The following is a 14,884-nucleotide window of genomic DNA, read 5'->3' as shown; positions in this document are numbered from 1 at the left end:
GCAACTTCCCGGGTACCGCTGAGGCCCTCGGTAGACTGGCTTGGATATGAACTGGGAAACTTTCTGGGCCAACCTCGGCACCTTCATCGCTAAAATTCCGTGGACCGATTACGTCGGAAAGATCTTCGCCATTGCGGCTATCATCGTTGTCGCGTTCGCTCTGCGCTGGGCCCTGCAATTCGTGATTCGCCGGGTCGTGCAACAAATCGTCTCCGGCGTCAAAAAGAACCAGAAGGTCGACGACACTCAGGCGCTAAACGTCTCCCCTATGGCTGCTGTGCGTGTCGTACAACGCTCGCGCACGCTTGGCGCGGTGCTGGCGAACATCGTCAATGTGTTCATCCTGATCACCGCGTTGTTGCTCATCGTCACCACCCTGAACAAGGAAATCCTGGGCTCTTTCGCGCTGCTGACCGCAGCGATCGGTGCCGGCCTCGGTTTCGGTGCTCAAAACATCGTCAAGGACATACTCAACGGCCTGTTCATGGTGGTAGAGGATCAGATCGGCGTTGGCGATATCGTCGACGTGGGATTCGCATCCGGTGTCGTAGAAACGGTCGGAATTCGCATCACGCAGGTACGCGATGTCGACGGCACGCTCTGGTTCGTGCGCAACGGTGAGATCCTGCGGGTCGGCAACATGTCGCAGGGCTGGGCCCGCGTCATCATCGATCTCGCCATTCCCTACAGTTCCGACGTGGAGGCCGTGCAAGACGAGCTGCTACGCGTTGCCAGCGCCCTCGCCTCCAGCCGTAAGTGGCGCGCGTATATCCTCGAAAAGCCGGAGATCTGGGGCCTCGAGTCGATCACGGCCGAAGCCCTCGTCACCCGGCTCGTGGTCAAGACCAGGGTCTCAGCCAAGTGGGACTTCGCCCGTGACCTTCGCCTGCACATGAAGAAGGCCCTGGATGGCATGGGTGTTCCGCTGACTCCGCTCAACAGTGTCGTCATGACCACCGGCGACGGCACCATCGATGGCTCGATCATTGAACCGGTTGAGGGAGCACTCGACGCGGCCGAAGAGGCCGCAGCTGCCGTGCCCGATGTTGTAGCCGATGTGCGCACCGGCCCGGTCGCGGTGCGAAAACCCCGCGGGCCGCGCAAGGCCAAGCCCAAAGACGTGCCGGCTCCGATGAAGACGCCTGACCCCGAAGTTCGCGGCGACGGCATTGACTGACCAGTACCGAACAGAAAGCTGCACCACATGACCTCTGAACGACACCCGACCGACCGACCCAGTACCCCCGCCGGCGTACACCTGCGCGAGGGCGAGAACGGCCCCGCCGTGGTGCCCACGTTCTTCGACGAGGTCGGTGGAACGCCATTCTTCGAAAAGCTCGTACACGACTTCTACTTGGGTGTCGCAACCGACCCAGTGCTCAAGCCGATGTATCCCGAAGAGGATCTCGGCCCCGCCGAACACCGTCTGGTCATGTTTCTCGAGCAGTTCTGGGGCGGTCCGGGAACGTACAGTGAACAGCGCGGCCACCCGCGGCTGCGCCAGCGTCACGTGCCGTTCAAGGTCAATCCGGATGCCCGTGACCGGTGGCTGGGCCACATGAAAGTTGCCGTCGACGCAGCCCATCTGCCGCCGCTGCAGCAGGGCATCCTCTGGGATTATCTGGAACGTGCAGCTTTCGCGATGGTGAACAGCTTCGAGGACTAGGGGGCTGGCGTCTCGCGCAACTTCTCGACGTACGGTCATCAGATGACTGCGGTGATACTGGAACAATGAAGATCCGCGACCTAACCTCGGCAAACATCGACGCAGCGGCGGCGCTCTGGCACCAGTCTGGGCTCACCCGCCCGTGGAATTCGCCCGAGCGTGACGCGCAGCGCGCCCTCGACGGCGACACCTCCACGGTGCTCGGTGCTTTCCTTGAAGAACGCTTAGTCGGTACCGTCATGGTCGGTCACGATGGGCACCGCGGGTGGGTGTATTACCTCGCGGTAGACGACAGCATGCGTGGAACCGGGTTGGGAAAGCGGATGATGGCTGCCGCAGAAAACTGGCTACGCACCAACGGTGTCGTCAAGGTTCAACTCATGGTGCGTTCGGACAACGACCTCGTTCTGGGGTTCTACGAACACCTCGGCTACGAGGACGCCAACGTACAGGTGCGCTCCAAGTGGCTTATCCAGGCAACGTCATAGAACAACCCGGCATATGTGGAACAACAAACCCGCCGACCTGCTCCGCGACGTCATCGACGGCCAGGTCGGCAAATAGCGTGCTTACGATGCGAACGACTCGGCTGCCTCGCAGGGGCTCGCCGTTGGATCGGCGCGGTGCACGCTCGTAGCCAACGCGCCAAGCAGCTCGGCCAGCCGGTGGGCGTCATCGTCGTGCATTCCCGAGAGAATGCTGGCTTCCACAGCAGCAACGCGCGTCTCGTACCGGGTGAGCACGCTCACGCCCTCTGGTGTGGCCCGAATCTTTCGGGCCCGACGATCGGTGGGGTCGGGAATGCGCTCCACCAGCCCGGCGTCTACCATACCGTCGAGCAGGTAGGTGAGCACGGTGCGGTCGATGGCCAGGTGCGCCCCGATGGCTTGCTGGGAAGGAAGGTCACGGTGAATGACCGTGGACAGCACCTGATAGCAGCGCACTCCCCCGGGCAGTCCCTCGACGGCGATCTCCAGCTGACGCTGATAACCGCGCAGAACCATCGCGAGGTTCCACCCCAGATCTCCCGGCACGGTGATTGACCGGCGCGATTCGATAGTCATACGGGTCAGCCTATCCCAAACCATGCAGTTGCATAGATATTCTTTGAGACATATGATCTGGACAACATCATATTTCGACGGGAGCAGCGCTATGAGCAGTCAAAGTGCTATGAGCAGTCAAAGTGCCAGGACCAGTCAGCACGCCACAACTATCGGTATCCTGGGCGCCGGTCGGGTTGGAACGGCGTTGGCTCGGCAGGCGCTGAAAGCCGGATATCAGGTTCGCATCGCGACCAGGCAGCCCGCAGCGGAGAACGCGCTGCTGGTCGACATTGTGACCCCCGGGGCGGTGGCGGTGGCGGTGCAATCTAGCCAGGCCGCGGCATCCGATCTGGTGGTACTCGCGATTCCACTGCACAAGTACCGCACGCTCAACCCGGGCGAGCTGGCCGGTCGAATCGTCATCGACGCGATGAACTATTGGGCACCGGTCGACGGCGTGTTCGATGATTTCGAGAGCGATCCGCGCACGTCGAGCGAGGTCGTCGAAGAGTTTCTGCAGGGTGCCCGGGTGGTGAAGTCGCTCAACCACATCGGTTATCACGAGCTCGAAGAAGATGACAAACCCGCAGGCATGCCGACCCGGCGGGCACTCGCTCTGGCCGGTGACGACGCCCAGGCCAAGGCAGTCGTTGAAAGTTTCATCGACCGACTCGGCTACGACGCGGTCGATGCTGGCTTCCTCGCTGCCGGCCGCTCGTTCGAGCCGGCCACCGAGATCTTCACCGGCAGTCACACCGCGAACCAGCTTCGCGCCCTCATTCAGAAGGCCCGTCCGCTCGCGGCCGCCGCCTAAGTCACCGACACAATGGAGAACACCTTGCAAATCGGCGCCTACAGCTTCGGCGATACTCAACTCAACCCCGATGGCAGCGCGCGTTCCACCGCGGAGGCGATTAAGAATCTGTTCGACGCCATCGTGCACGCCGACAAGGCGGGGTTGGACTATTTCGGCATCGGTGAACACCACACCATCTCCATGCCCGCCTCATCGCCCGGCGCGATCATCGCGGCTGCGGCTGCGGCGACGACTCAGATCAAACTCGGCAGCGCGGCCAGCATCATCGGAACGGATGACCCGGTGCGGGTGTTCCAGCAGTTCGCGACGGCGGATGCCATCTCCGGCGGGGGCCGCATCGAGATCACGGCCGGCCGTGGCTCCTCGGTCGAGACGTTTCCGTTATTCGGCTACGAGCTGGGCGATTACGACGAGCTCTACGCTCAGAAGCTCGATCTGCTCCTGACGCTCAACGCCAGCGCCACCGAGAACGTGACCTGGTCGGGAACCGCGCGCCCGTCGATCCCTCAGCTCGACGTCGTGCCGCGCCCCGTGCAGGGTTCCCTGCCCATCTGGATCGCCACCGGCGGTAGCGCACCGTCATCGGCTCGTGCCGGGCGCCTCGGCCTCCCCCTCGCCTACGCCATCATCGGCGGGCAGCCGCACCGGTTCGCGCCGCTCGCCAATCTCTACCGGCAGTCAGCCAAGCAGGCCGGCCACACCGGAGACAACATCAAGGTCTCGGTAGCGACCTTCGGCCTGGTAGCTCCGACCAAGAAGGAAGCGGTGGAGCGGATGTATCCGGGCTGGGTCAACCTCAACGTGGAGATGGGTCGGCTGCGCGGCTGGCCGGCTCCGCAGCGCGGTTCCTATCTGGCCCAGGTCGACGCCCCGAATGCCTATTTCATCGGCGACCCGGACGACGTGGCCGAACGCATCGTCGACCTGCACCGGCACCTCGGCCACATGCGTCACTTTCTGCAGGGCGACCACGGCGGGCTCCCCCAGGAGCACCTGCTCGAGTCCATCACGCTGCTCGCCACCGAGGTCAAGCCCCGCGTGAAGCGGCTGCTCGCCGCCAAATAGCAGCTGCTCGTTCTCAGCGTCGCTGCGAGAAGCCAGCGGCCGGTCGTGTCCGTCGCTGCCGTGATCGCTCTGACTTCTTCGCTCACCCGACCGGCAATACTGTAGTCGTACAAAATCGACATTGATTCGACATCCAGCACCTGCGGTTAGATGGAATCATGGCCGGAAACTGTGGCTACACGATCGGGCATTCGACTCATCCGCTTGATGAGTTCGTCGGAATGTTGAAGGCCGATGATATCGAACGGCTCATTGACGTGCGCACCATGCCGGGGTCTCGTCAATGAGCCGCAATTCGGGGAAAACGAACTCGTCACCAGCATGCCGGCGGCCGGTATCGGCTACCAGCGCCTCATAGCGCTCAGCGGTTTACGGCACAGCCCGGTGGCAGACGGTGGCGATCATGTGTACGGAGGCCGTACCCTGGCGTTGTCACCGCTCGCTGATCAGAGACGCGTTGCCCGCTCGCGGACTGCAGGTTGCCAACGTGATGAGCCGCACCTCCACCACGCCGCACACCCTGACCAGTTTTGCAAAGTTCCATGGTGACCGCGCCCGGTATCCGCCCGAAGATTGATCCGCGCCAGACCCTGCGCCGGGGTTAGGAGCGGCCCGGTTTGTAAGCCGAGACCGACGAGGCATCCGCTACCCAAAATCGCCAGGGGAAGTTCGTCGCACTGCCGCCGGGCCCGCTGACGCCCACGCGTGGTCCGATCAGGTGCGGGACAACCACCCCGTCATCGGGTACGAAAAACCTCCACTGTCCACCGAAAAGATCATCACCATCGTTGGCCAGAGATGCCCCAAAGCTTTGGGCGACGCAACCGGGACCGCGCGCCAGACTCCGATCGAGAAGGGGAACCTTTCGTGGTCTGCTTTCTCGACGGCTGCGGGCGATGTCGGCTCCTTCCAGCACGTCTCCTGCTCTGATGAGACATCCGTAGGGCTGGCCTGGGTGTCCGGCGACGAGGTTCAGCGCGTGGTGCATTCCGTAGGTGAAGTAGCAATAGAGGTGCCCGGCGGGACCGAACATGGTCTTATTCCGATTCGTCATACCCCGATAGGAGTGCGCGCCGGGGTCGCGTTCACCGGCATAGGCCTCGACCTCGGTGATGCGAATGGCTACAGTGCCATCGTCATCCGTGTGTTGCAGGATGCAGCCGAGAACTTCGGGTGCGAGTTCGAGCACCTCGCGGGCAAAAAATGCCCGGTCCGCCAGATGAAATCCCGCCAACACGTCCACTCAAACAGTGTATCCGCTCTCTGCAGGCCGGGCTCGAGCGCGACGTTCAGAGCATCTGAGAATTGCGGCAACCAGGCGATTTACCCGTCGCCTCGCCCGGCTGACGGCTGCTTCTTCCACGTTATGCATCCCGTCGGCACGATAGCGTGGAACACGGGTGAAACGATTTGTTCACCTCGATAGTTGCTGGGGGTTCTTATCCGTAAATCATTCGCTGTGATCACTCTTATCGTTTTGGCCGGGGCTTTGTCGGCCTGCACGGCCACACCCCCAGCCACACCCCCAGCCACACCCCCAGCCATTCCCCCTACCGTCGATCCGGTCCCGTTCGAAACGGCGGCGGCGGCAGAACCCGACCGCATTCTCATCGGCGCCGAGACGACCGACGTCGTGGACGAGGACGGAACAGTGCTGCTCTCGCTCCGCTATTTTGAGAACGGCGACGAAGCCGTCACTGCCGCCATCAATATTCTCGGAGAGCCTCAGGGAACGCATCATCAGGACGGCTCGAGTCACTACCCGGAGATGGATGGGACGTCGTGGGGCGGTTTCGACATCGTCGTGAACCGCTATTCGAGCGAGGCAATGCCCACCGGGGAAGCACGCTGGTACAAGCCGGCATATAGTGTGCAGGCCACGGCGGCAAGCACAGACGGCGGTATCGCCATCGCCTCGGTGGACGAAATCCGCGTTGGAGACGCATTTGACGTTGCCGCTGAAGACCAGGATACGAACCGCGTGCACTTCGACGATGCGTTCGGCACGCGCTCGGTGGCGCTCGACCTGCCAACGTCATTCCCGGGAATCATCGCCGATGCCGGGATGGAATTGCCCTACGGCGTCATTGCCGTATCCGATCAAGGGTCAATCGACATCACCCGAATCGTCGCGCCGAAATTTCTCTTTTCACTCACCTAGGTCTGACCGAACCTCCACTTAAAGCTCATCACGTTCGACCCCGGCGACTGACAAGAGCTAACAGATACTGCCGCCCTCAGAGTCTGCGGGAGACGCTGCTTTGGTGCGAAACCCGCAAAGCTAACAACACGAGTTCGGTGTCTGTGTTCATACCCCCGTTATTCGCCATCGACATCGCAGGTGTGAACGTATCGACTGCGCGCCAATAGTGTGTCGTGAGAATCACCAGTTGCTGTGTAGCCCTGGTCATCGCAACGTAGCGATCGACCGCTCCCTCGGTTCCGGCGCCGAACGATTTCCGGTCGAGGAGCACGACCAAGTCGAATTCGAGCCCCTTCGCCAGCTTGAGCACGCATGGGCTCGTACACGGAGACAGCGGTGAAAAGCGTGCGGTACTGGGCACTGTCGGCCAGAGCCTCGAGCGCTCCGGTGACCAGATCAGCCTCGTAGGCAAACTCGATGATTTCGTCCCAGGCGACGCCCGCAACCCGGTCGTCGGCCCCAGGCGTTCGCCGGTCAGGTCTAATAAACGTCACACCGCTCGGGGCCGATCCAGACTCACCTCGCGCCAGGCACGTCACGTCCTCGCCTTTCGCCACTGCCACTGCCACTGCCACTGCCACTGCCAGTTCTAAGAGACAAGATTGGGATTACCACTCGTGACTCACTGCCGCAACGTTTTTGTGTGATGCGTGCGATCTCGAAGCAATGATCCATTCTTCGTCACGAATGTGCCCGCGCAAGAGCGCTCCGCCAACTCCTCGTCGCCGATGCCCGCCCGCGACGGTCGACTTCGCTGAGTTGATGAGTGGTCGACGCCGGCGTCCCGACGACGGACTCGACAGAATCGAAACGGGCAGCGCGTCTCCTCGTGTTGGTACATTGCCAGCATGGGGAAAATCAGTGTCGTTCCGATCACCGTCGCTTTGATCCTTGCGCTGACGGGATGTGCGAGCCCGGTGACGCCAGGTTCATCGGGGCCGTCGACAATGCCGCCGACCATGCCATCGACAATGCCATCGACAACACCAGCAACCGAGCTTTCGTCGGCGCCCGCTTCGCGGTTCGATGTGACCTGTGCCGCCTTGGTGTCGAGCGCCGAACTGGCGGCGCTTTTCGGTGCGAACGGCTACGAGCCGCGGTTGGACGGGGCGCCAACCGTATCCCCGGTGAAGTATGCCGTACAGAACATTGGTGGGTTGAGCTGCACTTGGGGCAATGACGACGCGCCAGTCGCTGGTATTGCCAATCCCGCATATGACGAACTGACCGTACAGGTACTGCCCGATGCCACGGCCGCGCAGATCGAATTGCATGTCGGCGACCATCCGCTCGACGACGCCCACCCATTCGGAGACTCGTCCGGGACGACCTGTTTCGCAGATTCCGGCCTGTGCACGTCTAACATCCTCGTCGGCGCGGCCTGGATCGACGTGTTTTTGCAGGGAGCAAACGTTACCGATTCGGCCTCCGGCGCCGACGTACTGGCACTCGCCTCGCCGGTCCTGAGCACGATCGCCGAACGGGTCGCCACCGCCGTTGCTTCGAACATCACGCCGGCCGTCGCCGCAGTCGCTGCACGCACCGACTGCGAAGTAGTCCTGCCCGCTGCGACCGTGCAGTCCGTCTTCCAGTCCGCCGAGCTGCCCGTGCATTCCACCTACAACAGTGGCGGTTGGGGCGTCATGACCGGAGCTGCAACACTTGCCGGTGTGACACGCTGCATCGTGGGGCCGGCCGGTTCTGACGCGTCCCTCGCCAACCTAGAGATGCTGCCGCACGGTGCATGGGCCTTTGATCTCGCCCAGGTACGAAGCGGTGTATGGAAAACCCATGAGGCGGTGAGCGTCGCGGGGGTCACCGAATTGGCCTACCTCCGGTGCCCGGTCAAAACGGTCTCGGCCTGCGCGGTCGACTTCATCGTCGGCGATGACTGGCTGCGACTGGGAACGTTCATCAACGGCCAACGGCCGGTCGAAGACGCCGACCGGGACCAGGTATTGGAGCTGGCCGGGCACGTCGCATCCGCTCTGAAATGAAGTAGTCGTTCCCACCGACGCAGCGGTGGGCCAATCGAGAGCGGGTCAGCCTAGGCGGCGAGCGGCCTGGGCAGCGGACTCGTGGGCGGCGGCCAGTTCCTGGTGCTGCTTGGCGACCTCGTCGGCGGGGGCGCCGAAACGTTCGCTCAGCGTGCGGGTGGCCACGATCGTTTCCACCGTCATTCCCAGTGCGTTCGCCAAAATCAGGCTGAGCGCGGGCAGCGCGTGATCGTCGAATTCCGTGGATGTTCCCGCGTCGTAAACCCCGCCGCGAGTCGAAACGAGCACGGCCGGGCGACCGGCCAGCGGCTGCTGGCTGGCCGGGTCGTCGAACGGAGCGGTCACCGCTGGCAGGTGGATGTAGTCGATCCACGCTTTCAAGGTCGAGGGCATCGAATAGTTGTATAACGGAACCCCGATCAGCAGCACGTCGGCCGCGACCAGTTCGGAGATCAAAACCTGCTGAAGCGCCTCCTGCTCCACGCTCGGGTTCGCACCCTCGGGGCGTAACCGGGGCGGAAAATGCAGCGCGGCATCCGTCAGGTGGGGCACTGGTTCGCGGTGCAAATCACGGTGAATGACGGTGTGATCCGCGCCGAGACTGCGCCAGGTATCGGCGAAGGTCGCGGTAACCGCCCGCGACCGCGAGGTCACGAGGTCTGCGGACGAGTCAAGCTGCAACAGTATAGGCATTCCCACAGCCTAGAGGCAGCGAGCGTGCCCACTCGTGTTGCCGTCGTCGTGGCGGCATCCGCTTTCACTAAGCGGATGCCGCAGCCCGGCTACTCCTCCCGTTCGCCGAAGCGCGGCGCAGCCAGGCTGAGCGTCTCGCCGCGGAAGAACGCCGGACGCACCTGCGACTGCACGATCATGATGACAACACCGATCAGCAGGATCGCCATGCCGAGCACGAAGACCAGACCCAGCCCGAAGATCTCGGAGCCGCTGCCATAATTCGGATCCATGCTGTCGACCAGGGTGGTGCAGAACAGCACGGTCAGGATGATGCCGCCGACCAGCGGAAACACAAAGGTGAAGAAGGCGTTGCGCACGGTGACGAACCACTGGCGGCGAAAATACCAGACGCAGGCGAACGCGGTCAAGCCGTAGTAGAAGCAGATCATCATGCCGAGGGTCGTGATGGTGTCCCAGAGCACGTCTTCGCTGACAAACCGCATGATCGTGTAAAACCCGGCCGCGACGATCGCCGAGGCGACGGTGGCATAGCCGGGGGTAAAGAATCGCGGGCTGACCTTGGAGTAGGCCGGCGGCAACGCACCGTAATGGCCCATCGCGAGCAGGGTGCGGGCCGGGGATACGAAGGTGGACTGCAACGAAGCGGCCGAGCTGGACAGCACCGCGATCGACATGAGCACCGCGAACGGTCCGAGTGCCGGGCCGGCCAGGGCGAAGAACACGTTGCCTTGAATCTCCGGGTTGCCGAGGCCCACGCCGACGCCACCAACGCCAGCGAAAGAGATGGCCGCGATGGCGACGAACAGATAAAGCACCATAACGATGATCACGGTGAGGGTCGCGGCGCGGCCGGGCGTCGAACGGGAACCCTTGGTCTCTTCCGACATGGTCAGGGTGACGTCCCAGCCCCAGAAGATGAAAATCGACAGGCTCAGTCCGGCAGCGAAGGCGGAGAACGAGGTGACGGCGAAGGGGTTGAACCACGACAGGGAGACCGGGGTCGGATCGAACGCCGAGCCGTTCGCAATGTGCACGAAGGCCATGATTCCGAAGCCGACCAGCACGATCAGCTGAAAGCCGACCAGCCAGTACTGCACCTTCTGGGTGGTCTGCATGTCCCGGTAGCTGATCCAGGTCGCGATCAGAATGAAGACCAGGCAGGTTCCGACGTTGATGAACGGGTTGCCGGCGAGCCCCGCGATCTCGGCGCTGTTGGCAAAGATCTGCGAGAGCATCAGATAAAAAAAGTCAACGGCGATGCCGGCGAGGTTACTGAGCACGACGACGGTCGCGGCGATGAGCCCCCAGCCGGCCATCCAGCCGATCCATGGCCCGAACGCCCGCGTTGCCCAGGTGAACGACGTGCCGCTGTCGGGCATGGCCTTGTTGAGCTCACGATAGCCGAGGGCGACCAGCAGCATCGGAATGAACCCGGCGACGAAGATCGCCGGAAGCTGCAAACCGACTTCCGCCACGGTTGGGCCAAGTGCGCCGGTCAGCGTGTACGCCGGAGCGATGCAGGAGATGCCGATGATGACGGCCCCGACCAGTCCGACCGAGCCAGCGCTGAGGCCTTTCTTGGAAATGCCGCCGGCCTTCTGTTCAACGGCGGCACTGACGTTGAGTTCTTGAGTCATGGGTTGTTAGTCCTCCGCTGTGACGGTGAAATCACGGGGCACCACGATCAGTGGCACCGGTAGTTCGCGCAGCATCTTGGCCGCGATGGAACCCAGAAAGATGCGATGGGGCTGGGCCAGCCTGCTGGAGCCGACCAGGCAGATCTCAGCCGGATCCCAGGGCAAGCCGCGCACGGCGTGCTCAATGCTGCTGCCGGAGGCGACGCTGGCCGTCACCTCGAGTCCGTCCATCAGGTGGTCGGTGGCGTAGTCAAGCACTGCCTGGGCATGGTCGGCGGCGAGCTGGATGGTCCGTGCATCGGCGCCGGGACGATCGATCGCAACGAGGGACACCAACCGCAGCGGGGCATCCACTGTGCGCGCCAAGAGGATACCGGCCGTCAGTAGTCCGTCGGCTCCCGCCTTGGTGCCGACGGCGCAGGTGACGCGGCCGATCGGTTCGTCGGTGCCCATCACCCGGGTGCCTTCGGGGGCAAGCGCTACGGGCACGTGGGAAGAGTGCAGCAGGCCGTCAGCGACGCTGCCGATCGCGAAGCGTCCGAGCAGGCCGTGGGTGGCCGCGCCGACCACGATCAGGTTCGCCTGCAGCCGGGCAGCGGCGGCGAGCAGCCCCTGGGTGAAGGAATCGGCGTGTTCGAGGTGGGTGCGCACCAAAATTCCCGCTGGCACGAGGGTGAGCGCTTCGGCCAGCCATCCCTCAGCCGTCTCCAGCAGCAGCCGGTCATAGCCGGGATCGTTGGGGGTGAGCGTCGCCCGGTCCCCCGCGTTGAGCACGAGTACCACGTCGAGTTCGGCGCCGGGCGCACGAGCGAGACGCACGCCGAGGGCGAGGGCATCCGCTCCCGCCGGGGTGGCGGTGTAGCCGACCAGAAACCTCATGCATCCACCCGGGTGGCAAGGATCGCCGCTGCGGTCTCCTGCCCGACCCGGATCGCGCCGTCCACGTGCTGGTAACCTTTGCCAGCCATGTCGCTGCAAGAAAACCTGATCGGACCGACGGGGCTGCGCAGTTCAGCGCCGTACCGGGCCAGTCCGCCCATGTCGAAGCTCGCCGCGTAGGCGCCGCGGGTCCACTCCTCGGAGCCCCAGTCGCTTTCGTAATAAACGACCGGGTGCAGCGCCTGCTCGCCGTAATAGTGCGAGAGCGACCCGAGAATGCGGGCCTTGCGCTCGAGCGCGGTCAGCGCGAAGACAGCATCCGCTTCTTCATCGGAAACGAAACCGACGAGGGTACCGCGCGGGTCTTTAAAGTTGGTGTTGTCGTATGCCTCGTGCACCAGCTCGTACGGGCTGAATGCGGTACCCGAGAGGTCGTCGGCGCGCCAGAACGGCGTCTCGTAGACGGCGTGTACCTTGATCACGAAGCCCATAGAGAGGTGCTGGTGCAGTTGCTGCTGGCGGCGTGGCAGCGGCGGGTTGAAGCTGATCCGGCTGATCAGGGGCGGCGGAACCGCCACGATGGCGTGCCGGGCCGTGACCGTCATACGGTCGGCGACGACGGTGACTCCGGCGTCCTTCCAGGTCAGGCTGCGCACCGGCTGCCCGAGATAGACGTCACCGCCGAGCTTTTCGGCAAGCAGCAGCGGAACCTGTTGCAACCCGCCGACCACACGCTCGTCGAGAATAAAATCGGAGTCGACGAGATTGCTGAACGACCCGGCGCTCGCCGCCATGAGCAGGGCCTGCAGCGCCGAGAAGGCGTGCGCAGGCTTGGTGAGCATGGCTCCGGCAATGAACATGCCGATGTTGTCGCGGGCTTCCTGATCGTCGGTTTGGGTTTCCAGCCAGCGGCTGAATGAGATCTCGTCCAGTTCTTTGGCAAGCGGATGCTCCCACGGTCGATCCGGGTCGATTTCGGCCACGAGGGCGTCGAGTTTGTCGATCAGGCCGACGATCTGCGCCTCGGTGCCGGCCGGAACCGGAAAGATCTCGCCGTCGAACCGGCTGACCACGCCGGAACCGTTGATGTACACGTTATGACCGGCCCGGTAGCGGGGGTAGGTGGCGAGGCCCAGCTCGGCCAGGGTTTCCTTGAGGGCGTGCTGGTCGGGAGAGACCCACTGGCCGCCAATCTCGAGCATGGCGCCCTCGATCTCATCGGTCCACAGCCGCCCGCCGACCCGATCGCGGGCTTCGAGCACGGCCACGGTGAGGCCCGCTTTCTGCAACGCCGTGGCGGCGGTGAGACCGGATGCCCCGGCGCCGATAATGACGACGTCACGATCAATCGTGGTCATGGTTGCTCCTGTGTTGACTGGATTAGGACGAGGGAATGAGGGTGTATTTGGTCGAGAGGTACTCATTGATGCCTTCAACGCCGCCCTCACGACCGAGCCCGGACTGTTTGACACCGCCGAATGGTGCTGCGGCGTTGGAAACCAGGCCGGTGTTCAGGCCCATCATGCCGGTGTCGATACTGTCGATCATACGGTGCCCGCGGGTGATATCAGTCGTGAATGCGTAACCGATCAGACCATATTCGGTGTCGTTTGCCATTTGAATGGCCTCTTCGTCTGTTTCGAAGGTTTGAATACCAACGACCGGTCCGAAGATTTCCTCCCGCACGAGGCTGCTATCGGCGGCAACGCCCATCAGCACGGTAGGGGCGTAGAACGAGCCGGGCCCATCGGGGCGGATACCGCCGGTGAGCAGCGTGGCACCGCGCGCGAGGGCGTCCTGCACGAGGGCAGCCACGTTGTCGACGGCCGCCTCGCTTACGAGCGGTCCGAAGTTCACCGTAGGGTCGGTTCCCGGCCCCGACACGAGGGCGTTCACCCGCTCGGTCAATCGGCGGCCGAATTCCGCGGCGATCGACGCGTGCACGATGAACCGGTTGGCCGCCGTGCAGGCCTGACCGGTGTTGCGAAACTTCGCGAGCATGGCGCCGGGGACCGCCTGCTCGAGGTCTGCGTCGGCGAACACCAGGAAAGGGGCATTGCCGCCGAGTTCCATCGAGGTGCGCAGCACGTTTCGGGCGGCCTGGGTGATCAACGTACGCCCGACGCCGGTCGACCCGGTGAAACTGAGCTTGCGCAACCGAGGGTCGGCGATGATCGGGGCCGATACCGCCTGCGACTGGGTCGTCGTGATGACGTTCACCACGCCGGCCGGAACGCCGGCATCCGCTAGCAACTGTACGAACAGCAGCGTAGTCAGCGGGGTCAACTCCGCTGGTTTCACGACGACCGTGCAGCCCGCGGCGAGCGCCGGGGCAATCTTGCGGGTGGCCATGGCGAGCGGAAAGTTCCACGGCGTGATCAGGTAGCACGGGCCCACCGGACGCTGGGTGACGACCATCGTGCCGGTTCCCTCCGGGGTGGCACCGTAGCGGCCGCTGATGCGCACGGCTTCCTCGCTGAACCAGCGCAAAAACTCGCCGCCGTAGGTGACTTCACCGTTGGCCTCGGCGATCGGTTTACCCATTTCGAGCGTCATGAGCGTGGCGAAATCCTTCCGACGCTCCTGCAACAAATCGAAGGCGCGGCGCAGGACCTCGGCGCGCACCCGGGCCGGCGTGGCCGCCCACGCATCCGCTGCCGCCACCGCGGCGTCGAGGGCTCGGGCACCATCGGCGACGGATGCGTTTTGAATCTGTTTGAGCACCTGCCCGGTCGCCGGGTCGGTCACCATAAACGGCTCCCCCGTGCCGTTCACCCACTGGCCGTTGATGTAGAGCTGGTCGGGCACGCGGGCCAGCAGCGTTGCGCTGTGCTGTGCTCTGCTGCGCTGCGCTTCCGGTTCTCCGGTGAGGGTCACG

General features: G+C 63.6%; 16 protein-coding genes and 1 pseudogene. 9 read left to right on the top strand and 8 right to left on the bottom strand.

Annotation, left to right across the window (positions count from 1 at the left end):
- Positions 1–46 precede the first annotated feature (46 nt).
- The 3 genes from CXY73_RS10750 to CXY73_RS10740 all read left to right on the top strand — a co-directional run bounded on the left by CXY73_RS10750 (position 47) and on the right by CXY73_RS10740 (position 2,154).
- The gene (locus CXY73_RS10750) at positions 47–1,177 is read left to right on the top strand and encodes a mechanosensitive ion channel family protein (protein ID WP_104135720.1); all 1,131 of its coding nucleotides are present in this window, start codon (positions 47–49) and stop codon (positions 1,175–1,177) included.
- A 27-nt stretch (positions 1,178–1,204) separates the two neighbouring features.
- Entirely contained in the window at positions 1,205–1,666 is a 462-nt protein-coding gene (locus CXY73_RS10745) for a globin (protein WP_369831235.1), read from the top strand.
- A gap of 65 nt (positions 1,667–1,731) precedes the next feature.
- A complete protein-coding gene (locus tag CXY73_RS10740; protein ID WP_104177706.1) occupies positions 1,732–2,154 on the top strand; it encodes a GNAT family acetyltransferase in 423 nt (140 codons plus the stop codon).
- 81 nt (positions 2,155–2,235) lie between these two features.
- Here CXY73_RS10740 and CXY73_RS10735 read toward each other — a convergent pair whose 3' ends face one another.
- Entirely contained in the window at positions 2,236–2,730 is a 495-nt protein-coding gene (locus tag CXY73_RS10735) for a MarR family winged helix-turn-helix transcriptional regulator (protein WP_158254105.1), read from the bottom strand.
- A 109-nt stretch (positions 2,731–2,839) separates the two neighbouring features.
- On the opposite strand from CXY73_RS10735, the gene CXY73_RS10730 reads away from it, so the two are divergent.
- The 4 genes from CXY73_RS10730 to CXY73_RS22815 all read left to right on the top strand — a co-directional run bounded on the left by CXY73_RS10730 (position 2,840) and on the right by CXY73_RS22815 (position 5,171).
- Complete coding sequence (locus CXY73_RS10730) at positions 2,840–3,526, top strand: NADPH-dependent F420 reductase (protein WP_104177704.1); 687 nt, start codon at positions 2,840–2,842, stop codon at positions 3,524–3,526.
- Between the two features lie 24 nt (positions 3,527–3,550).
- A complete protein-coding gene (locus CXY73_RS10725) occupies positions 3,551–4,594 on the top strand; it encodes an LLM class flavin-dependent oxidoreductase (RefSeq protein WP_199184285.1) in 1,044 nt (347 codons plus the stop codon).
- Between the two features lie 158 nt (positions 4,595–4,752).
- Positions 4,753–4,881: a DUF488 domain-containing protein gene (locus CXY73_RS22820; protein WP_233198265.1), complete on the top strand. Its 129-nt coding sequence runs from the start codon at positions 4,753–4,755 to the stop codon at positions 4,879–4,881.
- Between the two features lie 116 nt (positions 4,882–4,997).
- Complete coding sequence (locus tag CXY73_RS22815; protein ID WP_233198264.1) at positions 4,998–5,171, top strand: hypothetical protein; 174 nt, start codon at positions 4,998–5,000, stop codon at positions 5,169–5,171.
- A gap of 24 nt (positions 5,172–5,195) precedes the next feature.
- Here CXY73_RS22815 and CXY73_RS10715 read toward each other — a convergent pair whose 3' ends face one another.
- The gene (locus tag CXY73_RS10715) at positions 5,196–5,837 is read right to left on the bottom strand and encodes a DNA-3-methyladenine glycosylase (RefSeq protein WP_233198263.1); all 642 of its coding nucleotides are present in this window, start codon (positions 5,835–5,837) and stop codon (positions 5,196–5,198) included.
- A 216-nt stretch (positions 5,838–6,053) separates the two neighbouring features.
- On the opposite strand from CXY73_RS10715, the gene CXY73_RS10710 reads away from it, so the two are divergent.
- Positions 6,054–6,755 carry a hypothetical protein gene (locus CXY73_RS10710; protein ID WP_104177703.1) on the top strand — a complete coding sequence of 234 codons (702 nt, stop codon included), beginning with the start codon at positions 6,054–6,056 and terminating at the stop codon, positions 6,753–6,755.
- Between the two features lie 214 nt (positions 6,756–6,969).
- Here the strand turns inward: CXY73_RS10710 and CXY73_RS23575 are convergent.
- A pseudogene (locus CXY73_RS23575) lies at positions 6,970–7,155 on the bottom strand (hypothetical protein); the annotation flags it as partial.
- Between the two features lie 613 nt (positions 7,156–7,768).
- Between CXY73_RS23575 and CXY73_RS10700 the strand changes: the two are divergent.
- Entirely contained in the window at positions 7,769–8,794 is a 1,026-nt protein-coding gene (locus CXY73_RS10700) for a hypothetical protein (protein ID WP_104177702.1), read from the top strand.
- Between the two features lie 45 nt (positions 8,795–8,839).
- On the opposite strand, the gene CXY73_RS10695 is transcribed toward CXY73_RS10700, so the two are convergent.
- The 5 genes from CXY73_RS10695 to CXY73_RS10675 all read right to left on the bottom strand — a co-directional run bounded on the left by CXY73_RS10695 (position 8,840) and on the right by CXY73_RS10675 (position 14,883).
- Positions 8,840–9,487 (bottom strand): FMN-dependent NADH-azoreductase, encoded by a 648-nt coding sequence (locus CXY73_RS10695; protein WP_104177701.1) that lies wholly within the window; start codon positions 9,485–9,487, stop codon positions 8,840–8,842.
- Between the two features lie 89 nt (positions 9,488–9,576).
- Positions 9,577–11,127, bottom strand: coding sequence for an APC family permease (locus CXY73_RS10690; protein WP_104177700.1), 1,551 nt, complete (start codon positions 11,125–11,127; stop codon positions 9,577–9,579).
- A gap of 6 nt (positions 11,128–11,133) precedes the next feature.
- Positions 11,134–12,006, bottom strand: coding sequence for a universal stress protein (locus tag CXY73_RS10685; protein WP_104177699.1), 873 nt, complete (start codon positions 12,004–12,006; stop codon positions 11,134–11,136).
- Positions 12,003–13,364, bottom strand: a complete 1,362-nt coding sequence (locus tag CXY73_RS10680; protein ID WP_104177698.1) for an NAD(P)/FAD-dependent oxidoreductase — start codon at positions 13,362–13,364, stop codon at positions 12,003–12,005. Before CXY73_RS10680 ends, CXY73_RS10685 begins: the two co-directional genes overlap by 4 nt.
- Before the next feature lie 22 nt (positions 13,365–13,386).
- Positions 13,387–14,883: an NAD-dependent succinate-semialdehyde dehydrogenase gene (locus CXY73_RS10675; protein WP_233198269.1), complete on the bottom strand. Its 1,497-nt coding sequence runs from the start codon at positions 14,881–14,883 to the stop codon at positions 13,387–13,389.
- Between the last annotated feature and the right edge of the window lies 1 nt (position 14,884).

It is taken from the genome of Cryobacterium sp. Y50 (assembly GCF_002929805.1).
In the GTDB taxonomy this organism is placed as follows: Bacteria; Actinomycetota; Actinomycetes; order Actinomycetales; family Microbacteriaceae; genus Cryobacterium.
This window is presented reverse-complemented; position numbering and strand designations above follow the sequence as displayed.